The following is a 23,238-nucleotide window of genomic DNA, read 5'->3' as shown; positions in this document are numbered from 1 at the left end:
GGTGTATCTTTCATCTATATTAGTATCGCGTGCCTCCTTGTGCATGGTAGCGCGATAAAATCGCTGCGGCCTGGGGGCGAAGAATGTCGCAGGTGGTTTCGATGCCTCGTTTTTGGAGTTCGTTAATCCAGTTAACTGGTTTTGCTCCTTCATCAAAGCCGATGGCCTCGGCATCCTCCCCGCGGGCACCACAAACCAGCGATTTGACCCCAGACCAGGGAATCGCCCCCAGACACATCGCACAGGGCTGACAACTGGTAATAAGCTGATAGGTTCCCCGACTGCCCAGGTCGTGTGTGTCCAGAGCTTTTTGAGCCAGGGCGATGGCGACCATTTCTGCATGGGCGAGGCTGCATTTGCCGGGTACTACAAGGTTCACGCCTGCGGAGATGAGAGTGCCGCTGGAGTGGTCAAAAATAGCGGCACCGAAGGGACCTCCTGTCTGATGCTCGACATTTAGTGAAGACAGGGTGATTGCCAGCTTCATTCGATGTTCAAGGTCAGCAAAAACCTTGGGTTCTCCGGCAAGAAAGGCCCCGACCCAATCGGGCAATGTCAGCATAAAGGAGTATGTCATATCTGCTTTGTTTGTAAAGAGTTATGATTTAAATGAATCCGGACCTAAATAACCAGGTTCCCTGTGCTTAGCGTAGCATGAAAACCGGATGTGTACAACAGGGATTTTCCGGGCAACGGTTAGTATTTCTGAAGAAGTTCCAGCATTTTTCGGTCGAGTTTATGCCCGTGGAAATCCTCATACTGGACATCTTCCCGCCCGCTGTCAAGGATTCCAAACTCGCCGCGGAAATTCCATAAAGCCCATCCCAAATTGGCTTTCCGATAATTCTTCAGGCAATCTTCCATCCAGCTTAATGTGACCTCGTGCGGGGTTTTATTGTACGAACCCCATTCGCCAACCATGGCCCCCACGCCAGTGGCCTTAAAATCTGCCCAGGGTTTGACATGGCGCTGCCAGAGGATAGAAGCGTCCATATCTTTTTGCGGCCAGGTGGGCAAAGGCCAGCTTTGGGAATCCACCCAATTCGCCTTGTAATGCGTCAAAGTCATCGGTTGGTAGCCGCGTGTGGCCTGGGCGATTTTGAGGTCAACCAGTTCTTTACAGGGTTTGTTGCCCCAGTCAAGGCCGTCAATGATAATAAGACGGTTTGGGTCTTCTTTTCGGATAGCCTCCACAAGCATGTGAATGACCGCGGCATGGGTATTGGGGTCAACACCGGCTGGCTCGTTGAGCAGGTTAAAGCTTAAGTTTTTGTTGGGTATATCTTTATAGCGTTTTGCAAACGCTGCCCAATGCATCGCACAAACCTTCTGGGCCTCTGGATCGGTCCAGAGACTTTTGGCTTCCGGGGGATTGGCGACGGTATAGCCGGGTGCACGATGAAAATTGATGCATACATGGATGTTGTATTGCTGTCCCCAGGCAACGGCCTGGTCGATTTCTTTGAGCACCTTTTCGTTTAGTTTTGTCCAATCATTATCTACAATCCATTGGCGATAGTCCATTGGGAGGCGGACAAAGTTAAAACCCAGCTCTGAAATCCAGCGAAAATCCTCTTGCTCAAAGGGTTTCTCCTGCCAGTTTTGCATGAATTTATTGAGCAAATTGAAGCCTCTCCAGCGGGGCAAGTTGTCCCATGAGGCCTCGGGCAGTGCGGTGGCATGGATGTCAGTTGTGCACAAAAAGAGAATTATCAATACTGATAAGGCAAAGGCTCCTGTTTTGAACATCTCGAATCTCCTTTTAGATGTTTTGTTATCGCACGAATTGCTGGATTTGTGCTTTCTTTATTTATAACGTCTGATGGATCCGGAAAATAACAGATGAAAAAGAATGATATGACCTAAAATCAGACAAATCAATACCGGAAAATCAAAAGTGCCGACTTTTTGTCTTGCAATAGGTTCGCTGGAAATATACAAATGCATATAAGATACAACTGTTTTCATATAACAATATATTGTAAAAACATATTGGGGTGAATTGGGGAAATGTACCGTTAAAGTGTTGTCCTGATATCGACGAGGCTTTCGTCAGCCAGGTTTTGATTGTGCAGGTTTGAAAAGGAATAAAGCCAAAAGACCTCAGGTAGCGATGGGGGGGCAATGTGATACAGGTCCGCGATCAGCGAAATGAAGCCTAAGAATAAAGGGATTGTATGCAGACTCTCTCCACGGGAGATTATTGGTTTATTGCAGTATATCTTGTTGGGCTGATTGGAATTAGCCTGTATCTGAAAAAGCGGGCATCGTCCAGCGTGGAGAATTATTTGATTGGGGGGCGGCAGTTACCCTGGTGGGCGCTGGGGGTGTCCGGCATGGCCAGTTTTTTTGATATGACCGGGACGATGATTATTGTTTCGTTTTTATATATGCTCGGGCCGCGCGGGCTGTATATTGAATTTCGCGGTGGAGCGGTCCTGGTGCTGGCAGTGATGATGCTGTGGACAGGCAAGTGGCATCGCCGTTCAGGGGTGTTGACCCATGCGGAGTGGATGATTTACCGGTTTGGAGATACGTTTGGGGGGCGTTTTGCGCGGCTTGCGGCGGCAGTGGCGGCGATTGCCTCGGCAGTGGGGCTGATTGCTTATCTGATCAAAGGGGCCGGGCTGTTTTTGTCGCTGTATATTCCGTTTTCACCGCTGGTCTGCGCCATGCTCATGATTGGTGTAGCAACGCTTTATACCCTGATATCCGGTTTTTATGGTGTCGTTTATATAGACCTGTTTCAGTCGGTCCTGATTCTGACGGCAGTGGTGGTGGTTTCTGTGATGACGGTGATGAAAATCTCCAGTTCTGACCAGCTTGCAACACTGGCCTATGAAGTGACTGGCCAGAAGGACTGGATGAGCTCCTCCTGCAGTTGGCTGACGACGATGCCCAGGGGCTATGAGCAGTATCGCTATCTGATGGCGTTTGCATTGGTGTACCTGCTGCGGAATGTCTTTTTCGGTTTGGGAACCGGCGGCGAACCCCGCTATTTCGGTGCCCGCAGTGATAAGGAATGCTGCAAGCTGACATTTTTCTGGATATGTTTGATGATGATTCGATGGCCGATGATGATGGCGTTTGCAGTCCTGGGGCTGTATATGATCAAGGATCTATTTCCCAATCAGACGGTGCTGGCGGAGGCAGCCGCTCTGATTAAGGCGCATGATGCATCCCTTGCCAAACCCCAATGGGAAGATTTCATTGCCGGGATGATTCATTCCCCGAGGGCTTATTCTCCGGAGTTGATGGAAGGGCTGCAGCAGCTTTTGGGAGAAGACTGGGCAACCAAACTGCAGTTATTGAGCTTTGACGGGACAATTAATCCGGAACGAATTGTCCCGGCGGTTATTTTGTACAGCATCCCGGTGGGATTGCGGGGTATTATTATCGTTGCCCTGGTGGCGGCGGGGCTATCGACTTTTGGTTCGATTGTGATTATGGCGGTGGGATTTTTTGCCAGGGATGTGTACCAGGGACAGATTCACCCCAAAGCGACACATCAAGAACTGATTTTTGTGAGCTGGCTGTTCGGGGCCGGACTGGTTGCGGTTAGTTTCCTGTTTGGCTACTCGGTCAAGAATATCAATGATATCTGGGACTGGTTTATTATGGCGCTGGGCGGAGGGCTGATGATGCCGACGATTTTGCGATTTTACTGGTGGCGGTTTAATGGCGGCGGGTTTGCCATCGGGACGATTGTCGGGATTCTGGCGGCGATTTTACAGCGACTGTATATGCCGGAGATGGATCCGAGGCTTCAGTTCGTGGTTATGGCCTCGATTGGCCTGATAGCCTCGGTTGTCGGGGCGTATCTAACAGAGCCGACGGATCGGGCGGTACTGGAGCATTTCTACCGCACCACTCGTCCGTTTGGGCTATGGCGACCATTCCGGGAACTGCTGGCCCCGGAGGTGCGTGTCAAAATGGCACTGGAGCACAAACGGGATGTCCGGGCCTTGCCATTTGCACTGGGCTGGCAGATTACGCTGTTTCTGCTGCCGATGCAACTGCTGATTAAGAGCTACCAGGCGTTCGGGATTACGCTGGTCATTTTTGGGGTGTCGCTGGCCGGCTTGTATTTCACCTGGCTGCGGCATATCGGGGAACAAGCGGACAAGTAATCTATATGGCTTGTGAGGCGTGCGAACGGAACAGCTTATTTCAAGTCATACAGACTGTTGTCTGGTGAGAGAAATCCAATCTGGATGCGATTACAGGCATTGTATGCATCCAGTGTCTGTCGGCCAATCGGATCGGTATTGTTGTATAACGTGCTCCAGGGCTGGGCGTGCCCGTCGCAGAACGCGACGTTCGTTTTGCCGCGATGGCGAAATCCCTGGGTGCCTGCGACTCGGCCCGGGTCACTGAAGCTGGCATCGCGCGGGTTGGAAAAAGGAGCCCGCATAAACTTGTTTGCACCGGAACTGAATTCACCATCTCCAAAAAGGGCTGTTCGTGCAGGGCTGGCAACCTCGGTCGTTCGAGCGGAATTGACTGGGGTGATAGTCTCATTCATTCCGATATAGCTGGTGTTATAATTATAGCCGGTGTAAGGGTCTGCAAACCAGTTGTCCTCACGTTTGAATACGGGGCACTGCTGCACTTTTTCCGTGGTATGAGCCATCCATAACAGGCCCGGCTCTACGCATTCGACGGCAGGATTCTGCCCCCAGTCCTTCCAGGTTGTGAAATCCCAACAGTAATAATAGCGTATCTGACGGATTTTCACCGTGTAATACGCCAACGGGTAATGGTCCTTGTATAGACTGGCGTACTGATGAGCAGCGATCGCCATTTGCCGGAGATTATTGAGACAATAGACGCTCTGGGCCTGTTGGCGGGCTGCCCGCAATGACGGCAGAACAATCAAAAGCATGCCGGCTATCACGGCCATCACTGTCAGCAGTTCGATCAGTGTAAATGCGCGATTCCGGACTGACGATTTCATCGCTGACAATCCCATGTACATTCCAGCCAGTGACAGGCCATGGTTGCCAAATCGTCCAGAGAGGTTGATTGATTCCATCGCAACGCCAGCAAGTGGAGATCATGCAGATTGACTGTACAATCCTGGTTCAGGTCACCTTTGGGAAACGGATGTTTCCAGTCTCCACAGGCACTGACATCGGAAACGGCATCGATGTCCGCGGAACCGCCGCCAGGTTTGTCGTCGATGCGCACATAGCGAATCCACTTCAGTCCGGTTTCTGGATCTTGGGGGAGCGTTTCAAACAGACCGATATCATACCCCGTTCCGCCGGCGGAATGGCCGTAATATCGGCACTGTTGGGCCAGAGAAAACCCGTCAAAGCTGGCAAAAGACAATGATGGGTCCAGGGGAAATGTCGGATTAGTCGGTTTGCCCCACCACTGATTCCAGAGGCCCAGATCAGGGTCTGGATGATTGGGGTCATATATCCGTCCGAGTGTGGGGGCAAACGCATCACAGAAGGGGCCATCAGGATCATGACTGCTAAGCCGGATAAAATGTGTGTTGCCGGCCATAAATTCCGGATCGGTTGTGAAGCTGTACCATGTCTGCCCATCCTGGCTGACGGATACAATTCCCGGTTCGGTAAAGCCCGCCGGCCCGATAGTCGTCAGGTCCGGATTTCCATTGCTCCAGCCGGCTCCGCTTCCAATAACCTGGAAGGAGTTACCAAAGACGATGAAATCAATACCGTAGGGATTGTTCAGGTCATCGCGAACGGGATGGTTGAAGGCCAGGATGAGATATCCTTTTTCGCCCAGGAATGTCAGTTCGTGTGCACGGAAAGCCGGATAGATTGGGTTGACTGGCACCGGTTTATCTTCGGGAATGTACCAGTCGTCGCCGGTGGTATCGACTGTTGGCCGGCCGAGGGCGTTATAGGGATTGTTGAAGGTCTGGCCGGACAACCAGTCTTTTGCCGAGCCGACCGGAAAATAGTCAATGACCTCCACTGCAAAATCGTTGGCATCAAAGACATAATCGGCATATCCATCAGCCTGACAAATGGATACCGGCAGCAGTAAAATTGCCATACTTCCAAATAAAGCAACAGATTTCATGGGTCCTCCGAAAACGAATGCCGCGGACCCGATTTCAAGGTCCGCGGCGGTGTTGATGAGTTAACGTTTTTTTCTGATCAGCAGTCCACCCAGGCCCAGCAGCAGTATCTCTGCAGGCTCCGGGACCACATGGACAACGCCGATCCCAAGACCCGCAGGCAGTCTGAAATCAAAGCCTCCGGTGCCGGTTGTCAGCCAGTTATCCAGAATCGGATTACCGAGGCTGTCGAGAAAAGAACCGTTGCCGGGGATATCCACCAACCGCACATACTGAATATTGCTGAGGTTGATTAGTCCTGCCGTTACCCAATAATGGTTAAGCAGATCATCCAAATCAAAAGGGGTTCCATAGCCGGCAGCATGTTTTCCGGCTAGATTATATACATTGGTCATGTCGTACCCGGCAAACGCTCCACTGCCGGCCAAAGCGGCGGTATTGGTCGATATCGATGGGAATCGTGCAAAATGGATTCCATCTGTCGATACTTCGACATAGGCCAGTTCGGCAAACAGCCCGTTGGCACCACCGAATGTAAATCCATTTTCGAAAACGGCAAAGTCGGCACCAATATCGTTTCGGATGCCGGTTGGAAAAGTGACGGTGATATACCCGGGTGAGTCGCCGTTGGCAATTTGACCGGCATCGAGATCGCCCAGACAGTTATAACCTGTGGTTGAAATGGCAGTGCTGCCGCGAGGTGCAAAATAGGTTTTTTCGGCTACAATCTTGTTTGCCCATTCAATAAATAAGGGGCTGTCCTTTGGTATAGCGGCATCGATAGGATGAGTTGTGTCCGTCGGGCCTGAATAAACGCCTGCATACAAGACTGTATTCAGAGCCAAAACGGTGATAAACAAGCTGCTCCATGGTGAAACAAACTTCAACATAAAAATCTCCTGATAAGCGAAAGTGTTAGATTAGCGTTTTTTCAATAGTAGTCCGCCCAGGCCCAGCAACAGCAAGGTTGCCGGCTCGGGGATGTTTGCAAACGGCACATTCAGCGGGTAGTCGTCCCACGTTTTTCCATCGGGATAGTTGCCAAACCATAGGATTGCGTTAATTCCATACAGGTATCCGTTCTGAAGCAATTGCTCGTTATAACCGGCCATATTCGCATCCCATTGTCCCAGTTTTGTCCAGTCACTGCTTATGGCACCCCACAGGGCATACGGATCGGGGGTACTGGCCAGGTTCCAGCTGCCTTCTTCGGTGTGTCGATGAAATTCGGTCCCATCAAAGTAGGCAATGTTGTACAGAAAGGCGCCGCCATAACCCGAGGTGACGGTAAAAATGCCAGCATTGTGAAATGCGTTGAGCATGTCGGATTCATACGCCGTGCCGTCCCAGCGAAAACCAAAAGCATGAGATTCGGTGTGATATGGTCCGCCCATAAAATTCCAGTCCACCACCAGCAGGGTTTCATGGATACCGCTGCCTGCCCAGGCGTCCACCTCAATCCAGGCATTTTGGAAAAAATAAGGAGTAGCTGTTGACAGGCTGCCGAGATACAATACGATCAAAATACAAGATAGATTTTTCATCATGAGTCTCCTCAAGTCGTTTGATTTCATTTTAGTTTAATCATATTGAAACGATGTTGCCGTAAGGGATATCGAACATACTCCTTTCCGACGCCGTATTTTGTTGCTCTTTTGGCCCCGATGCGGACAGACCGACTCTGTTGTATTGTGAATTCACGAGTTTTTGATACAATGAAAAGGGTCAAAAAAACCTTCGGGTCTCTTCAGGGCGTTGGTGCTACAACTGCCGGCGCCTTTGATTATTCAGTTATAGTGTTCCGGGGTCATTCAACGGTGCTTTATCCCGATTTGACCGGGCTGTACCGATAAAATAAAAAACCGCTGTTCGTATGCAGAGAACAACGGTTATAATGAATTTCAGCCATATTCCTTGCGGTTCTGACAAACCGGAGGAACAGTGATTCATTGCTGTTCTTGACGCGAGAACACAATTCTAATTTCCTTACACGCACAGATGTTCTGACTGTCGTTCTGCCGGACAGCGCCTTCCCATCGGTTAAGACAGTGGCACAGGCTGCCGGGTTCCCGGACAAAGCCGGGATGAACGATCACAGCGGCGCGACCGTTGCGGATTTTCACCGCATTCCCTTTGCGTATAATACATCCTGGATTGTTAAAGAGCGGGCATAGAATAGCACTGAGAATCTATCCCGTCAACGGGAAAATGAAAAGAGCACAATAGCGTTATTGGCTGTACTGATTTAATCGTATTATGCTGAGGAGCACTTATTTACTGCCGCAGGATTGCCGGATAATCAGTTCGGTCTTAACCATGATGTCGCGTGCGGGTGTCTGGCTGTGTTCGATTCGGTCAATCATGGTTCGGACGGATTCGTGAGCCAGAGCCTCGGCCGGCTGGCGAATGGTCGTCAGCGGAACCGGCAGCAGTTTATTCATCGGCAGGTCGTCAAACCCGACGATTCGAACATCTTGGGGGACTTTAAGCCCATGACGCAGACAATACAGCATGACGTCGGCAGCGGTGGAATCATTTACACAGACAAATGCCTCCGTTTTCCCGGATTTGACCAGCTCGAGTATGTTTTGCCCCTCGATACAGTTGCCTTCCAGCAGGCGTTTGCTGTCGAAGCTGTGAAACTGGCGGGGCTGGACGTGTAGGCCCTGTTCTTCCATGGCTGCTCGAAAGCCCCGCATGCGGTCGTTAATTGCGGTGGTCAGGGCTGGGCCGCAGACAAAATCAATTTTTCTGCATCCGAGTTTGAGCAGGTGATTCGTCAATACCAGGGAAGATTGTTCATTATTAATGCCAACGATATCGTACTTGCTGCGATGATAACTGTCGCTAATGTCGCGATCCAGCAGAACCAGCGCAATTCCGGCCTTGTCAAATGCATTGGCCAATTCTTCATTGATGGACATTTTGTCCGACACTTCCAGGGGGGTAAAAAAGACCCCGGCGACATGTGAGTCAATGAGCCGCTGGGCGATTTTTTTAGAGTATTCAATGTAGTCTGTATCTTTATACTCTGGTATATCATTCAGCAACAGGGAGTAACCATGCTGGCTGGCCACTTTCAATATTTCCGGTACCATTACACCGAAGATCGTGGTCATGGTATCTGTGTGGGGGCGGATCTGCCAGTGAACCAGAATACCAAAGGTTTTGTGCTCATGAACGGCGGCTTGTTTGACAAAAGTGCCTTGTCCCTGGTGGCGAACAATCAATCCTTTTTCCTGAATATCACGCATCGCTCTGCTGATGGTTGGGCGAGAGGTTTTAAAAAATTCTGCAAGTTCATTTTCTGTCGGGAGTTTTTGGCCGGGTTTATAGACGCCTTTGAGAATATCACTGCAAATCTTATCATAAATCGTCTTATGTTTGATTGACCGTTGTGGCTGTTTGGAATCCATAGAGGAGATGCTCCCGAAGAAAGCACGCGTGGTACTGGTTATTGAATCAGGTTGTTTTTAATGTCCTTGAGCACTTGTAATCACTTTATATATAACATTTAAGCGTCCATTGTATCAATGCATCTGATTTTATCAATTATAAGTATTGACATATTTGCTACAGAAGCTGTTGTTTTTGCAAGGATTTTGAGGTCTTCCATTTCTCATCTCATAAAACAAGTCCGAGAAAATAATACTATGTCAATGGCAAAACAACAAAAAACAGGCTTTTCAGTGCGTCTTTAACTTCTTTTTATCGTGTCTTAAAAAGAGTATAAGTCTTTGTTCTATATAGACATATATGATATTTGCTGAGAGTGTTGATGGTTTTGAAAGAACGAAATGTAAATACAAACTTTAATTTAATTGAGTTTTTCTGTAATATATGTATTGACATATTGCGATACAGACAATAGAATATGGGTATCGTGGAGGTGTGTTGTGACGAGATTTGTCAAAGACAGCAATGCGATCATCAAGACATATCGGGCCGGCCTTGGAAGGCGGGGGGAACGGCTTGGTACAGGGATCATGTTTGGCCTGCCTTGTGTGAAACCCATTCCCAATGCGTTGGATGCCGCAGTATGCGCGGCCGTTCTATATTAACCATTACCAGGTTTAGGAGAAGTATGGGATGAAAAACAAAAACCAAAAGCAATGTAAAACATGGGACTTGATTGAAAGGGTGGTCAGTATGAAACAAGCGGGGATGATCGTTCTTTTGTGTTGTCTGACAATGTCAGTTCAGGCAATCGATGTTCACTGGCAGCCGCCGGCGGATCCAAACCGGATTGCGGGGACTCCTGAATTATGGTCCAAAGGTGTAAACTGGTCCACAGGTATTGCCCCTAATGCTGCCGATCAGGTCGTTTGGATGGCAACCGCCAACAGCGCTCCGTGTCTGCTGGATAGTGGTACCTGGCAAATCAACCAGCTTAAGCTGGGCGAAGGCGGCGATCAGAGCAATAACGGCCATCTGATTGTTAAAGGCATCCTCGATACCAATCTGTCGGGAAACTGGCAGGGGATAGGAGCCTGGGGCAACCAGGTCGGAGTGCTTGAAATTGATGGCGGCCAGTTTAACACCTATCGCGGAGGCCATATGTGGATTGGCAACCAGGGTTATGGGACCGTCATCATCCGAAATGGCGGTCAGTTGAATGTCGGCATCGGTGGTGATGCCCAGATAGGGCATGGTTGGGACGGCACCACTGGTGTGGGGCGAACCTTTATTTATGATGGCCTTTTGACTGTCAATAACTGGACCACAGGTTCGGTCCACCCCAACACGCCTTCTTTTATTGATATTAGCCGCGGGACTCTGAGCATTCAGGGATATCGCATTTCTCCCGGCTGGAACGATGGCGCTGCGGTTGACCGTATGGCTGAGCAGGGACGAATTACCGGCTTCCGGGAAGCCAAATTTGATAAAAAAATCAATATCGATAATCCGGGTACAGACCGTCAGAATGATGTGATTAACAATGTTGTCATTAAGTGGAACGGCAGCCGGACCCTGGTGACAGCGATTCATCCCCAGCAGCCGGTGCCATATTTTAATGATATCGTAGTGGCAGGAGACATTGAATTTGCATGGAACAATTGGGATCCCAACATGCCTGGCGATCCGATTTCAGTGGATATCTGGTTGGGTACCGAGCCCAATAAGCTCAGTCCCCACTATGCCAAAGTCGTTTCTGCGATGGATGTGACCGGACAAGCCCGTTCTTCCAAAGTGATTAAACTCACCGCCCCCGGTCAATATTTCTGGCAGGTGGATACGACCAATGGCCCGGGTTCCTTTCACGAGGGCGATCTGTTCTGGTTTGAAGTGGTTTCTTACAGAGCTCCGGAACTCAAGGGGGCTGACAGCGTTATTACCACTTTGGATCTGCTGCCGGCGACGATATCCGGAACCGTTGACACGTTTGGTACACCGTTGACGGGGGTGGACTTTGCTCTGCTGGCTGATGATATCCATTTCCCGGCAGGGGCCCATGTCGAATTAACCAATACAACGACTAATCTGCAGAACCCGACGGCCATGCTGACAGCCGACAAGCCGGGGATTTATAAAGTCAAACTGACCATTACCGATGGCATGACCACCATTGAAAAACTAATTGAAGTCTATATTTATGCTGATGCCTGTCAGGCCAAGAAGGATTCTCCCAGCGGCTGGGCGGCCAATTATTATGATCGTGACGGTGATTGCGATGTGGATGTGGCGGATTTTGCCGTGTTTGCACGCGAATGGCTCAATGACACCACGATGAAGGCACAGGAAACCCGGCCCAGAAACGTTGTGTATATTCCTCAGAGTGCCTTTGATAACCGGATAGAAGCCGAATCTGTCAATCCGGATGCGGTTTCCAATGCTCCGGTTACCGATGAAAACGGTGTTCGGATTGTCAATGAAGGCGGGGCCAGCGGCGGCGGCAAGGCCCTGGGCTGGACTGGTAACGGCACATGGGCCGAATATCAGATCACAGTGCCTGCGGCCGGTGTGTATGATGTTGTGTACAGTATTTGCACCCCTCAGACCACGACTGTCCTGAATTTCGGTGACGGAACTACCGTGAACCTTTATGGCTCGGTGGGGCCTCTGCCCAGCTTCGGCGGATGGGGCAACTATGGCATCTCCATGCAGAAGGGGGCGTTGTTGTTCCCGGCAGCCGGAACCTATACGGTTCGAATTACCTGGACGAATGAAGCCAATCTTGACTGGTTTACGCTGCTCAAACAATAAAGGCAGCCAGGCCAGATCGCATCAAATTACTCTCCGCTGCGCCGGTGCTCCCGGCGCAGCGGATGTCTTGAAATCAACGATATGGCGGTATTCGTAACACGTCACTTGATCAGACACAGCGGTGAAAGACAGGCATAATCAAAGAGTGCCCGAACAGAGATACCCAACGGGTATGCTTCTTCCGCAACGGCCACAGGCCGTTTAATGCCACGTGTACTCACGGGGTTATGTGACCCGACGCAGCCGCGGTAAAAGAGATAGTGATGGAACCTGGCGGCCCAAAGCTCTTTTGCCGCGACCAAACGGGGAATTTCAAATAGAATCAGTATCAACGTTTTTTGACCGGGATCACGATGCAAATACGCCAGAGAGGACCTAAAAACATCAATCAGATTGTTGTGATCTGTATGCTTTTCAGTACCGGGACCGTGTTCCTGCAGGCGGCAACGACCACGACCTGGAATCCTGCGGCCAATCCTGCCGGCTCAGGACGCTGGGTTGAAAAAGCCAACTGGCCCGGCACCATTCCCGACGGGGGACCGCAGGGAGACTACAAATGTGTATTCAATGTCAACGGTGCCAGAGAATGTCTGATTGATACGGTCATCACCGTATCCCAGGTTGTGCAGGGAGATAACGGCCCCGGCGGTGTGGTGCGAATTGTCAATGGCGGCAATCTGACCGCGGGCTGTATTCCCTCTGGCGGGACCAACTGGACTGGCGTTGGTTACAATCGAAACGCTACGATGATTATCGAAGCCGGCGGTGTGCTGTCCTGTCCGGACCACCTCTGGGTGGGGTTGATTTCTCCAGCGGTTGGGACACTGATTATTGAAGGAGGCACGGTAAACGTCCAGGGGATGTTCGGGGCCGGCTGGAATTCGACAGGAATAGGTTATGTCAAAGTCAACGCCGGCCTGCTGAATCTCAACGGCTGGCATGACAGCCAGTCCATTGGGATTGGCTCGAATATGGATATTGAGCAAGGAACCGTTCAGATTTCCGGCGACAGAACCACCAGCATTCTGGCGATGATTGCAGACAAGAGAATCACGGCCTATGGCGGCAAGGGCAAGGTGGTTTATGATTACAATATCATCACCCCCGGAAAAACAACCCTGAGAGCGCTGCCTCCGGTGACAGGTGATTTGAACCAGGATTTCGGTGTGGACCTCGCCGATTTGGCGATATTAGCCGATAGCTGGCTGAATGAGGACTGTGCCGGCATCGCCAATCTGGATACGATATGCAGAGTGGATCTTGGGGATTTCAATATACTGGCGGGCAACTGGCTGGGTGGAATGGTGACGGATTGGCACATTGCCCAGACGGAATTTCCGACCGATGACGGGATTGTGACTCCGTTTTATGCCAATCATTGGGGTATCGTGGGTGATGGCCAGACCGATGTGACCGAGGCGATTCAAAAAGCGATGGTGGCTCTGAGCAATCTGAGCGGCGGAACCCTGTTTTTGCCGTCCGGCAGATACAAAGTATGCGGTAATCTGACTATTCCCTCGGGTGTCATTCTTCGCGGTGACTGGCAGATTCCGGACCCTGCCGGCCCTGTTACAGGTACGATCCTGATGGCCTATGCTGGCCGTGGGCAAAATGACGATGAGGGGGCTCCCTTCATTGGTCTGAGCAATTGTGCCGGCGTCAAAGGGCTGACTATCTGGTATCCCGAACAGACGGCTGACCAGATTCAGCCATATCCGCCTGCCATTCGCCGCCTGGACGGCAGCAATCACACTGTCGAAAATGTAACCTTTGTCAATGCCTATATCGGTTTCAGCTCCTACGAAAATCGTCACATTACCGCCAGCCCGTTCCTGCGTCACATTTACGGCACTCCCCTGAAGACCGGTATTGAATTGGACTGCCTGGCGGATGTGGGCCGAATTGAAACGGTCCATTTTTCACCGGATTACTGGGCACATTCAGGCCTTCCCAATGCACCAACTGACAACCGACATGCCCAGTGGCTCTATGGAAACGCCACAGGCATTGTTTTGGGCCGCATCGACTGGTCTTATGCCGCGTATGTCACCGTAGAAGGTTATTATCAGGGCCTGCTGCTGCATCCTTCACGTAATCAGGACGATTCCGGCAGTGTGCCGAATGGCCAGTGTTATGCCTTTGATCTGAAACACTGCCGAACCGGTGTATATGTCGAGGCAATCGCTTCGGTAGGCTTTATGTTTACCCGATTCAACATCGACCAGGTGCAAACGGGCCTGCATTTTGCGACTACCGCCAATGGTCAGGCTCTGCTGCATACCTGTCAGATCAATGCATTGAACTATGCCTTGGATAACATTGGTTCCGCAAAGATACAGGCGATAAACTGCACGTTCCGGGAAGGCGAAATCAGGGCCGATGGGGGATATTTGTCTATCATCAATTCCGACTTAACGGATGCTGCAGGATCCCACATCACGGTTAATGCTGCCGTCCGGGGGGTAACCCTGCAGGGCAATCGGTTTTCCCGGCCCGCTCAGATTACAGACAACACCGCTTATCCGGTTTTGGTTGACCCTGCACCCGTGACAGTCACTCCCTTGCCGGCGTATGATTTCAAAAAGCCCGCACAGGCTCATACTGCTGCCAAACCCGTGCTGTATGTGGTGACAGAGCCTCCGTACCATGCCCCGGCGGACCTGTCTTCGGATGCCACGCCGGCATTTCAGGCGGCCTTGAATGATGCCGGTGCCAATGGCGGCGGTATTGTGTTTGTCCCCGGCGGAGATTATCGTCTGGATGGGACGCTGATAGTACCCACCGGGGTGGAACTGCGAGGTATCCATGATCTGGCCTTCAGTCCCAGTGCCCGCGGCAGTGTGCTCAATACCTATTACGGCAAATATGATGAGAATGGCACGCCATTTATCCAAATCCAGCCGCACGCCGGAATTCGCGGTCTGACGATTCACCATGCGGGTCAGATTTACGATTTCGCTGATCCTGTGAATTACGGCATGACGCCTTATCCGTATATGATTCGCGGACTTGGAGAAGAAGTGTACGTGATCAGCATTGCTGCCACCATTCCATGGCAATTACTGGATCTGGCGACCTATCCATGTGACCGCCATTATGTTGACTGTGTTGTGGGGACTGCGTTGAAAACCGGCGTCCATGTTGGGGGCGGTGCAAAGGATGGACGGATTCAAAATTGCCAGTTCAATCCCTCGGCCTATGTCTTCCAGCGTTCCTTGTATCCAAGTATCCCCTCCAGCGGTGATATTGGTGGGGTATATCAGATTGCCTGGCGACAGGCCATTCCCTATCTGATTGGACATGTCAGCGGTCAGGTGCTGCATCAAAACTTTGTCTTTGGCGGGTGGCGAGGTGCCAATCTGGTGAACGAAAATGGTCATGGTCCTTCCGGATATTGTCTGGGGCTGGGAATTGATCAATGCACGACTTCGATTTGCGTGGATGATGTTGGCGACGATGGACTGGATATGATTAATTCGCAGATTGTTACCGTCGATTACACACATGGCAGCTATCTCGAAACCAATCTGCCCGCGGATGATACCTTCCGGATGTTTGGGACCTGCTGCTGGGGCGGCAGTGAAAAAGGCATTCGCATCCACCGCGGCCATGTGGAATTGCAGTTATGCCAGATTGACAGTTGGGGCTGGGTGGTCGATACGACTTATACTATCGGTTCAGGTGGAAACCTGCGAACCATCGGCAGCAATATGACTCAGGACGTTGATACACTCATTCAGCTTGACCCCAACGGGACCATTGAGGTAATCGCCAATATGATCAAGATTGCCAGTTCGGGAATGCCGATTGACAATGGATCCAACTTAAAATCGCGAGGCAATCTTCGGATTCGCTAACCTCAATCGGCAGGGCGTCATCAGGTCAATTCCACAGACCAGTACGCATGGTCGAGGAATTGCTTCCAGCTTTTATAGCGTTCATGGCTTAGATGAATATGCAGGACAGGATTGCGTTTTGGCTTGACAGGTTTTTGAATGAGAGTCATATGGGCCTGTTCAGGGGTACGTCCGCCTTTCTTGGCGTTACATTTGGTGCAGGCACAGACGATATTTTCCCAGGCATTGCCGCCGCCGAGTGTTCGCGGCACCACGTGATCCAGTGACAGTTCACTGGTGGGGAATTTCTTGCCGCAGTACTGGCATCGGTTGCCGTCACGGGCAAAAATATTGCGACGATTGAATTTGACGGTTTGTCGAGGCAGCCTGTCGTAAAACAGCAATCGGATCACCCGCGGCACAGCAATATCAAAATTGACTGCCGAAACCCAGTCGTATTTGTGGGCTTCAAAGGTCTGTCGATAAGAGGATAATTCCCGCCAGGAATTGAAGTCATAATTTTCCCACGTCCCATCGTCACAGGACACAATCTCCGCCAGCTCCCGGACAACCAGGGACAATGCCCGGCGGAGTCCTATGACCCGGAAGGCCATATAGTGCTTATTTAAAACAAGCACTTGTGAGTCCAGAATTTGGCTTGATTGTGCTGAAAACATGCCAAGCTCCGATATCCCATAACGGTCGATCGATTCGACCCACCAAGTACCATACCACATAGGATACACTTGAGCAAGTGGCAAATCAGCACAAACGCGGTGAATTGTATGTTAATTTGAACCCAAAATGGATGTAAATAGTGTAAAAATAAGAATTGGGTACAAAATCTCCCCAGATTTCTTGCACGACGCGGAAATCAATCCCAATATTTAGGGTCTGATTTTCTTGACGTTTTGAGCTCGCGGCCCTTTTTCGCCGCTGACAATATCAAATAAGACTCGCTCTCCCTCGTCGAGACAGCGAATGGCCGGGTCGGCGAAGCTGGTGTAATGAACAAAAATGTCCTCACCCTTTTCATTGAGAACAAAGCCATACCCCTTCTTCTTATCATACCATTTGACCGTACCTTCAGCCATGGTCCTCTCCACTAAACAATAAACAAGACATAATTTAGATAAAATTGATCCGAAAAGATCGGGTGAAATACCTGTTATTCTGTTACTTTTTCGTCCGGACAGAGTTTTTCTTTCATCAGCCGGCCCATTTTGAATTTGACGCTGCGTTTGGATGGGACTTGAACCCGTTCCAGTGTTTTGGGGTTTTGGGCCACGCGACTGGAACGCGTGCGGGTCTCGAAGATTCCGAAATCGCGGAATTCGAGGCGATTGTCCTGAGCCAGTTCCCCGACGATTTCGTCAAGGAAAGACTGGATGATGCGCTTGACCAGAACACGCTTGGCCTGCGAGGTCTCAGCAATCCGGTCAATTAACTCTTTTTTGGTGATGGTTGCCATTCGGATACCCTCACGAAGTATAAACCTGAGATTAATAATATAAACAATAGCAATAAATTGAAGGCGTATCCGCCAAAGAGCCTTTTGGGCTAAAAACCTAACCTGTGAATAAAATATATATAATATCTTTATTTGGCCAGACGGAAAAACCCGAAGCTTTAATGGGTTGATAATTCACTTTTATAACCGCTTCCGCCTGCACCTGATAATCCTATTTTTGGATATACCCGACTGATTTAGGGCATTCTCGCATCCGGCATCGCAACGAATCGAGCCTGTTTTATGGGGGCTTTATGACTTCTGCGACACCTGACGCAAATCACTATACAGAATAGACTTCGAACCGGCAAGCAATTTTTTGGAAAAAATTTTATCGATTTGGATATCGGCTGTCGGGAGTGTTTTAGGGGGCCGTTTTGAGTATGAATTTGGGTAAAAGGGGAGGGCGGTCGTTATTGGGAACTATTATTTTGACTGGGATTTGTACAAAATGAAACAGAATGACTTGACCATCTGTGGTCGGAATAGGATAATGTTCTGTTCTATCTGTATTTTGCAGATTTTTCGTTTAGGCGGACGATGTCGTTGTCGGCAGGGAGAAGTTGTCCCAGTCCGGTGCCGTCGTAGCTGAGCAAAAGTGATATGCGGATGAGCCTATGGAAAAAAACGTCCGGAAATATATCGTCAGCGGCAATGCGAAAGTCGATGCGGTCTATCATAATTTGGAATGGATAATCACGGCACTGGCCGGGACGCTGGTGTTTATTGTCTTTGTCATGCAGGTCTATCGTATTCCCACCGGCAGTATGGCCGAAACGCTTCGCGGTTCCCATTTCCGTTTGCGTTGTTCGGAATGCGGCTATCGTTATGATTATGAGTTTTATCCCAGCGGCTACAAGATGGCGGAGAATACTGTTCCACGTCAGGATTTGCCGGTCATCCCGCTGTTTCCACGCTGTCCCAGTTGCGGCTGGTATGAAGACAGCGGCCAGCCCAGCAAGGTTGATGGCCAGTTTTATACTGCGGACGGCAAGCCTGCTCCCAAACGTGCCGTCTCACGCGGCGACCAGATTTTTGTACTGAAATGTATTTACCAGTTTTTTGAGCCCAAACGCTGGGATGTCATTGTCTTTAAAAATCCGATTCAGCCGGAGATCAACTATATCAAACGTCTGATAGGGCTGCCCGGGGAGCGAGTGGAGATTATCGATGGTGATATTTATATCAACGACCAGATTGCCCGCAAGCCTGCCAAAGTCCAGGAAGAACTCTGGATGCCGATTTACAATAATGATTACCAGCCTGTCCGTACGGAGGGGACACGTTTTAATGGTCGGCGTTGGGAGCAACCGTTTGAACCGGTGGATCAGGGCTGGAGTCTGAATGCCGATGGACCGATGGTCTTCTCTCTGACCGGGGGCGACCGGAATGCGATGCGGGCCCTGCGATACAATCCGGCCAAGGGCAATGATTTTAAGGCCGTTTATGGCTATGACCCCTCGCAGCTGATACCCGCGATGGCCGTGTGCAGTGACCTGATGCTGTCTTATTATGTTGCTGTTGGGGCCGACAGCGGGATGGGGGTGGTTCTCGGCAAATATGGCATCCGTTACCAGGGCCTGGTGGATTCCAGCGGTCAAATGACGATCAGCCGAATCGGGTCCGATGGCACCAAAGAGCAATTGGCTGCCGGAGCCGTTCGTTCAGCAACTGCAGATCCCTGGGTATTGCTGCGATTTGCAAACGTCGATCATAAACTCATTCTCGAATATGGTGCCGATACACTGGAGTATGACCTGGGTGTAGGGCGAGACGATGCGGGGACGAACCGCCAGGCCAGCCCGACTGCCGAGATTATCGGTTATGGCCATGCTCAGCTTCGACATATCAAGCTCATGCGGGATATTTACTACACCGGTGCTGAAGACAAACGTGTGATGCGGGCGTATGAAGGCAAGCCGCTGGACCTGCAAAAGGATGAGTTTTTCGTTTGCGGCGACAACAGCCCCAACAGTTATGATGCCCGCATGTGGAAAGAGCCGACCCGGGCCAATCCCGGACGGACTTACCGTGACGGGATTGTGCCGCGAGATTATCTTGTGGGCAAGGCATTTTTTGTTCATTTCCCGGGCAATTGGCGATTTGAACGGCAGGGCTGGCGTATCATCCCGTATCTGGACGGTCCGCCGGAACCGGATGGAATGAAAATCATTTACGGCAGCGACCGTTTTTCTGCAAAACCATCAAACCCGAGGAATCCGTAATCGTATGGATGAAATCGAGCAGCAGCAACAGCAGACTGAGCCGTCCCAGCAGGAATATGTCCCCCGGCGAAGTGCGACACTGGAAGGAATAATCAACACCCTGGAATGGCTGTTGGTGGCGCTGATTCTGGCGTTGGTCTTTCGAGCTTTTGGGGTCGAGGCTTTTCAGATACCCACCGGCAGTATGGCCGAAACCCTTAAGGGGGCACACTATCACCTTCGCTGTATGCGTTGCGGCTATCCTTATGATGTCGGAGGAGATACCTCGCTGTACAATCGACCGCAGTGCTCCAGTTGCGGGTATTATCAGCCCGCTACGGCCCTTGGACGCCAGCAGAATGGCGACCGTATATTTGTCCTCAAGAGTATATACCAGTATGTGCCGCCACGGCGCTGGGATGTCGTCGTGTTCAAAAACCCGACCAATCCGGCGATTAATTATATTAAACGGTTGATTGCCCTGCCCGGCGAGACGGTTCAGTTGATTGACGGAGATGTGTTCATCAACGGCCAGATCCAGCGCAAGCCCGCCAAAGTTCAGCAGGAACTCTGGATGCCGATTTATGATAATGATTATCAGCCGTTTGGTGCTGCTGCCGGGCCGGCCGGTCAGACCGCTGCGGCCGATGCCCTCAATCGGATATGGCGGCAGCCCTTTGAAAACGAGCCGAATACCGACAGCCGATGGAGCCTGAATGCCAACGGTCCGGCAGTGTTTAGTCTGGATGAGGACAACACGCGGGACCACTGGCTGCTGTATAACAGCGATGTCGGCAATGATTTTCATTCCACCTATGCCTATAACAGCGACATGCTGCGGCGAGGACAGCCTGTCTGCAGCGACCTGATGATGCGGTTTTATGTCCGCCCGGAATCCAGCGGCTGCGTGGGAGCATCACTCGAAAAATATGGTGTGCATTATATTGGGCGAGTTGATTTTGCTGGTATGCTCATTCTCCAGCGGCGGCAGGGGACACGAATCGACGAATTGGCTCGCATGCCGATACGTCCCGCCTCCAATGACCGGCTGATGATTTTCGAATTTGCCAACGTGGACCATCGATTGGTATTGCGGTATGGCGAAAATCGACTGAGTTTCGACCTGCCGGTCAGGCTCGCACCCAAACGAAACGCATCCGCACAGCCGCAAGTCCGTCTCCTTGGCCGGGGACGGATACAGATCAGTCACCTGGGATTATTCCGCGATACCTATTATATCTCCCAGGCGACACTGCGAGCTAATGAGCGAGATCCATTCAAGCTGGAAAAAGACGAATTTTTCGTCTGTGGCGACAACAGTCCTAACAGCCTCGATGCCCGGCTCTGGTCGGAAGAAGGCAAGGGGATTACCAACCAGCCGGCCTACCGGATGGGTGTTGTGCCAATGGAGTATATGCTGGGCAAGGCGTTTTTGGTGTACTGGTCGGATGCTTACAGTCCGATGCCCAATATGCTGCCAGTGATTCCCAATATTGACCGGATCAAAGTTATCTTCGGCGGCTCTGATGAGGTGTATTGAATGGACTTCTGGGGCTTGCCCGGGATTGTTTGATCCGTTGGTTCTTCTTGAGATGAAGTCGCAGGCTGATAGTGCGAGGATAGGATTTGTATTGAAGTATTCTGAGGTTGCCTGAGCAGGCTGGATGGCGGCGAATAAATATAAATAAAGCTGTAAAATATCGCAAATCAGTTCAGGCTTTGGGTAAATCCTCCGCTTTTGGTTGGATTTTTGATAAAAACACTTGACGGCCAGTACGAAATGGCTATGATAGCTTTTCCTTTGCGGATGTGGCGGAATTGGCAGACGCGCAGGCTTCAGGTGCCTGTGGGCTTAAATGCTCGTGGAGGTTCAACTCCTCTCATCCGCATTCCTTTTTTTTGGAATGCTATCCAATTCAACTGACACGCTAAATTATCACGTCTGCTCGATTCGTTTTTTGGCGGTGCGCCAGTCGATACCTGTAATCCGGGCGACATCCTGATAGGATGGATATTTTGTGTACAGCCATTTGCAATACTGGTTTAACAGCTCATCCGCGGAATAATTCGCCTGCTGAACCCCATTGAGAAAGCTCTGAATCTGTGTCGATGGCTTAGGGACCTGCGGCTGGTAGTCTTCCTTGAGAATGACCCGGCGGATGCACTGGGCCAGCTCGCGGACATTACCCGGCCACGAGTAGTCTTTGCCCAGTCGTTTCTGAATTACATCCAGCACCTTCTCGGTCAGCTCCGGAATATCCTGTCCAGTGATAAGGACACTGAAATGTTTGACCAGCTCAGTCAGTTCGTCGGGATTTTCCTCGATCCGCTGGGCCAGACTGGGCATTTGAATACAGTCGGCGCAGAGTCGGTAATAAAAATCCTCCCGAAATGCCCCTGTGCGTCGCAGTTCTTCCGTTGGCCGATTGGTTGCCGCCAGGACACGCCCAAAGAACCGCCTCGGTTTGTGGCTGCCGACTGGGGTAAAGGTTCGTTCTTCAAGTACTTTGAGGAGCTTGACCTGGACATAGGGGGCGACTTCGCTGATTTCATCCAGAAAAATTGTCCCGTGAGGCCTGCACAGGCCGAATAAGCCGTCGTGATCAGTAACCGCTCCGGTAAATGCCCCTCGGGTATGGCCGAATAGCTCACTTTCCAGCAGTGTTGGAGCGTATTGACTGAGATTGGCGGCAACAAACAGGTTTGTAAAGCTGTATTGGAAGGCATTGGCGGCGGTGTCAAAAGGAATCCAGCCGCTTTTGCCGATGGCTGCTGCGGCTGCACCTTTACCCGAGCCGGTGGGGCCTTCAATTAAGGTCGCAAAATCCTCCATTTTATCCCAAAGATACCGCTCATAGCCGCGGATATCCTGTGTGAAGATATTATTCCATAAATCCATGCGAAGCTTGCGCATGGAGGCACTTTGTCCGACCAGGCCGTGATTGATAAAATAAAATGCCCGCCGGATCTGGTAAAATAGGGCAAATGAACGAGCCTGTTGCGGCGGTGTGAATCCCCGCGCCGCGAGATGCTCAAATGTTTTGGCGGCAAACGATACCGGCAGCGATTTTTCAGGATTTTTTTCTTGTTTGCGAATAAGGGTGTCAAAATCCAGAGCAAATCGATGGAATATCTCAAATAAAAAGACATATTTCATCAATTCCCGATCTTCTGGATTAAAATGGTCGATGGAGGCGGCTTGTCCCGAAATCTGGTGGTCCAGCTCGGCCAGCTTGCTGTGGACCTTATGAATCACGGCAGGCACAATCTGCGGCCACGACAGGCCTTTGGTATCGTTTTCGGTCAGCCCCACGATTTGCCGGTCCAGGAATTCTCGCTTTTCGCTGAATGGATTGGTATAGGACGCATCGGCGATCGTCTGAAAAAACACCCGGTTGGCCTGAGATATCTTGATATATTTCATAC

At 50.7% G+C, this 23,238-nt stretch carries 16 protein-coding genes, 1 tRNA gene and 1 riboswitch; of the genes, 6 read left to right on the top strand and 11 right to left on the bottom strand.

Annotated elements, in window-relative coordinates:
* Window positions 1-19: 19 nt before the first annotated feature.
* Together ACQ9LF_RS00465 and ACQ9LF_RS00460 are read right to left on the bottom strand one after the other, a co-directional pair.
* The gene (locus tag ACQ9LF_RS00465) at window positions 20-577 is read right to left on the bottom strand and encodes a nucleoside deaminase (RefSeq protein WP_462487392.1); all 558 of its coding nucleotides are present in this window, start codon (window positions 575-577) and stop codon (window positions 20-22) included.
* A 119-nt stretch (window positions 578-696) separates the two neighbouring features.
* Window positions 697-1,749, bottom strand: coding sequence for a glycoside hydrolase family 5 protein (locus ACQ9LF_RS00460; RefSeq protein ID WP_462487391.1), 1,053 nt, complete (start codon window positions 1,747-1,749; stop codon window positions 697-699).
* Between the two features lie 428 nt (window positions 1,750-2,177).
* On the opposite strand from ACQ9LF_RS00460, the gene ACQ9LF_RS00455 reads away from it, so the two are divergent.
* Entirely contained in the window at window positions 2,178-4,130 is a 1,953-nt protein-coding gene (locus tag ACQ9LF_RS00455; protein ID WP_462487390.1) for a sodium:solute symporter family transporter, read from the top strand.
* 35 nt (window positions 4,131-4,165) lie between these two features.
* Here the strand turns inward: ACQ9LF_RS00455 and ACQ9LF_RS00450 are convergent, their stop codons facing one another.
* The 5 genes from ACQ9LF_RS00450 to ACQ9LF_RS00430 form a co-directional block, all read right to left on the bottom strand.
* Entirely contained in the window at window positions 4,166-4,957 is a 792-nt protein-coding gene (locus ACQ9LF_RS00450; protein WP_462487389.1) for a DUF1559 family PulG-like putative transporter, read from the bottom strand.
* Window positions 4,954-6,033 carry a hypothetical protein gene (locus tag ACQ9LF_RS00445; RefSeq protein WP_462487388.1) on the bottom strand — a complete coding sequence of 360 codons (1,080 nt, stop codon included), beginning with the start codon at window positions 6,031-6,033 and terminating at the stop codon, window positions 4,954-4,956. The genes ACQ9LF_RS00450 and ACQ9LF_RS00445 overlap by 4 nt, the downstream gene beginning before the upstream one ends.
* An 87-nt stretch (window positions 6,034-6,120) precedes the next feature.
* Window positions 6,121-6,948, bottom strand: coding sequence for a PEP-CTERM sorting domain-containing protein (locus ACQ9LF_RS00440; RefSeq protein WP_462487387.1), 828 nt, complete (start codon window positions 6,946-6,948; stop codon window positions 6,121-6,123).
* A gap of 30 nt (window positions 6,949-6,978) precedes the next feature.
* Window positions 6,979-7,605 carry a PEP-CTERM sorting domain-containing protein gene (locus tag ACQ9LF_RS00435; protein ID WP_462487386.1) on the bottom strand — a complete coding sequence of 209 codons (627 nt, stop codon included), beginning with the start codon at window positions 7,603-7,605 and terminating at the stop codon, window positions 6,979-6,981.
* Window positions 7,606-8,033: 428 nt separating this feature from the next.
* A riboswitch (cobalamin riboswitch) is annotated at window positions 8,034-8,242 on the bottom strand.
* Window positions 8,243-8,328: 86 nt separating this feature from the next.
* Entirely contained in the window at window positions 8,329-9,474 is a 1,146-nt protein-coding gene (locus ACQ9LF_RS00430) for a GntR family transcriptional regulator (protein WP_462487385.1), read from the bottom strand.
* 673 nt (window positions 9,475-10,147) lie between these two features.
* Here ACQ9LF_RS00430 and ACQ9LF_RS00425 point away from each other — a divergent pair.
* Together ACQ9LF_RS00425 and ACQ9LF_RS00420 are read left to right on the top strand one after the other, a co-directional pair.
* On the top strand, window positions 10,148-12,262 hold the full coding sequence (locus ACQ9LF_RS00425; protein WP_462487384.1) for a carbohydrate-binding protein: 2,115 nt from the start codon (window positions 10,148-10,150) through the stop codon (window positions 12,260-12,262).
* 353 nt (window positions 12,263-12,615) lie between these two features.
* Entirely contained in the window at window positions 12,616-16,119 is a 3,504-nt protein-coding gene (locus ACQ9LF_RS00420) for a glycosyl hydrolase family 28-related protein (protein ID WP_462487383.1), read from the top strand.
* 20 nt (window positions 16,120-16,139) lie between these two features.
* On the opposite strand, the gene ACQ9LF_RS00415 is transcribed toward ACQ9LF_RS00420, so the two are convergent.
* From ACQ9LF_RS00415 to ACQ9LF_RS00405, 3 genes are all read right to left on the bottom strand, one after another.
* Window positions 16,140-16,775 (bottom strand): HNH endonuclease, encoded by a 636-nt coding sequence (locus tag ACQ9LF_RS00415; protein WP_462487714.1) that lies wholly within the window; start codon window positions 16,773-16,775, stop codon window positions 16,140-16,142.
* Window positions 16,776-16,985: 210 nt separating this feature from the next.
* Window positions 16,986-17,192 carry a cold-shock protein gene (locus ACQ9LF_RS00410; RefSeq protein WP_462487382.1) on the bottom strand — a complete coding sequence of 69 codons (207 nt, stop codon included), beginning with the start codon at window positions 17,190-17,192 and terminating at the stop codon, window positions 16,986-16,988.
* Between the two features lie 74 nt (window positions 17,193-17,266).
* Entirely contained in the window at window positions 17,267-17,569 is a 303-nt protein-coding gene (locus tag ACQ9LF_RS00405; RefSeq protein ID WP_462487381.1) for an HU family DNA-binding protein, read from the bottom strand.
* A 656-nt stretch (window positions 17,570-18,225) separates the two neighbouring features.
* Between ACQ9LF_RS00405 and lepB (ACQ9LF_RS00400) the strand changes: the two genes are divergently transcribed.
* The 3 genes from lepB (ACQ9LF_RS00400) (at window position 18,226) to ACQ9LF_RS00390 (ending at window position 21,701) form a co-directional block, all read left to right on the top strand.
* Window positions 18,226-19,833 carry a signal peptidase I gene (lepB, locus tag ACQ9LF_RS00400; RefSeq protein WP_462487380.1) on the top strand — a complete coding sequence of 536 codons (1,608 nt, stop codon included), beginning with the start codon at window positions 18,226-18,228 and terminating at the stop codon, window positions 19,831-19,833.
* Between the two features lie 4 nt (window positions 19,834-19,837).
* Complete coding sequence (lepB, locus tag ACQ9LF_RS00395) at window positions 19,838-21,352, top strand: signal peptidase I (protein ID WP_462487379.1); 1,515 nt, start codon at window positions 19,838-19,840, stop codon at window positions 21,350-21,352.
* Window positions 21,353-21,615: 263 nt separating this feature from the next.
* Window positions 21,616-21,701, top strand: a tRNA-Leu gene (locus tag ACQ9LF_RS00390).
* Window positions 21,702-21,748: 47 nt separating this feature from the next.
* Here ACQ9LF_RS00390 and ACQ9LF_RS00385 read toward each other — a convergent pair.
* Window positions 21,749-23,236 (bottom strand): sigma-54-dependent transcriptional regulator, encoded by a 1,488-nt coding sequence (locus ACQ9LF_RS00385; RefSeq protein ID WP_462487378.1) that lies wholly within the window; start codon window positions 23,234-23,236, stop codon window positions 21,749-21,751.
* Between the last annotated feature and the right edge of the window lie 2 nt (window positions 23,237-23,238).

Origin of the sequence: Anaeroglomus insulsum (genome assembly GCF_050689095.1) — a bacterium.
Classification (GTDB): Bacteria; Planctomycetota; Phycisphaerae; order Sedimentisphaerales; family Anaerohalosphaeraceae; genus Anaeroglomus; species Anaeroglomus insulsum.
Note: the sequence above shows the minus strand (reverse complement) of the source record. Positions and strands in the feature narration are given on the sequence as shown.

What these genes read in the sequence shown, in the direction of transcription:
- ACQ9LF_RS00465 (WP_462487392.1), bottom strand. Translation starts at nt 577, where the DNA reads ATGACATACTCCTTTATGCTGACATTGCCCGATTGGGTCGGGGCCTTT.
- ACQ9LF_RS00460 (WP_462487391.1), bottom strand. Translation starts at nt 1,749, where the DNA reads ATGTTCAAAACAGGAGCCTTTGCCTTATCAGTATTGATAATTCTCTTT.
- ACQ9LF_RS00455 (WP_462487390.1), top strand. Translation starts at nt 2,178, where the DNA reads ATGCAGACTCTCTCCACGGGAGATTATTGGTTTATTGCAGTATATCTT.
- ACQ9LF_RS00450 (WP_462487389.1), bottom strand. Translation starts at nt 4,957, where the DNA reads ATGAAATCGTCAGTCCGGAATCGCGCATTTACACTGATCGAACTGCTG.
- ACQ9LF_RS00445 (WP_462487388.1), bottom strand. Translation starts at nt 6,033, where the DNA reads ATGGCAATTTTACTGCTGCCGGTATCCATTTGTCAGGCTGATGGATAT.
- ACQ9LF_RS00440 (WP_462487387.1), bottom strand. Translation starts at nt 6,948, where the DNA reads ATGTTGAAGTTTGTTTCACCATGGAGCAGCTTGTTTATCACCGTTTTG.
- ACQ9LF_RS00435 (WP_462487386.1), bottom strand. Translation starts at nt 7,605, where the DNA reads ATGATGAAAAATCTATCTTGTATTTTGATCGTATTGTATCTCGGCAGC.
- ACQ9LF_RS00430 (WP_462487385.1), bottom strand. Translation starts at nt 9,474, where the DNA reads ATGGATTCCAAACAGCCACAACGGTCAATCAAACATAAGACGATTTAT.
- ACQ9LF_RS00425 (WP_462487384.1), top strand. Translation starts at nt 10,148, where the DNA reads ATGAAAAACAAAAACCAAAAGCAATGTAAAACATGGGACTTGATTGAA.
- ACQ9LF_RS00420 (WP_462487383.1), top strand. Translation starts at nt 12,616, where the DNA reads ATGCAAATACGCCAGAGAGGACCTAAAAACATCAATCAGATTGTTGTG.
- ACQ9LF_RS00415 (WP_462487714.1), bottom strand. Translation starts at nt 16,775, where the DNA reads ATGTTTTCAGCACAATCAAGCCAAATTCTGGACTCACAAGTGCTTGTT.
- ACQ9LF_RS00410 (WP_462487382.1), bottom strand. Translation starts at nt 17,192, where the DNA reads ATGGCTGAAGGTACGGTCAAATGGTATGATAAGAAGAAGGGGTATGGC.
- ACQ9LF_RS00405 (WP_462487381.1), bottom strand. Translation starts at nt 17,569, where the DNA reads ATGGCAACCATCACCAAAAAAGAGTTAATTGACCGGATTGCTGAGACC.
- lepB (WP_462487380.1), top strand. Translation starts at nt 18,226, where the DNA reads ATGGAAAAAAACGTCCGGAAATATATCGTCAGCGGCAATGCGAAAGTC.
- lepB (WP_462487379.1), top strand. Translation starts at nt 19,838, where the DNA reads ATGGATGAAATCGAGCAGCAGCAACAGCAGACTGAGCCGTCCCAGCAG.
- ACQ9LF_RS00385 (WP_462487378.1), bottom strand. Translation starts at nt 23,236, where the DNA reads ATGAAATATATCAAGATATCTCAGGCCAACCGGGTGTTTTTTCAGACG.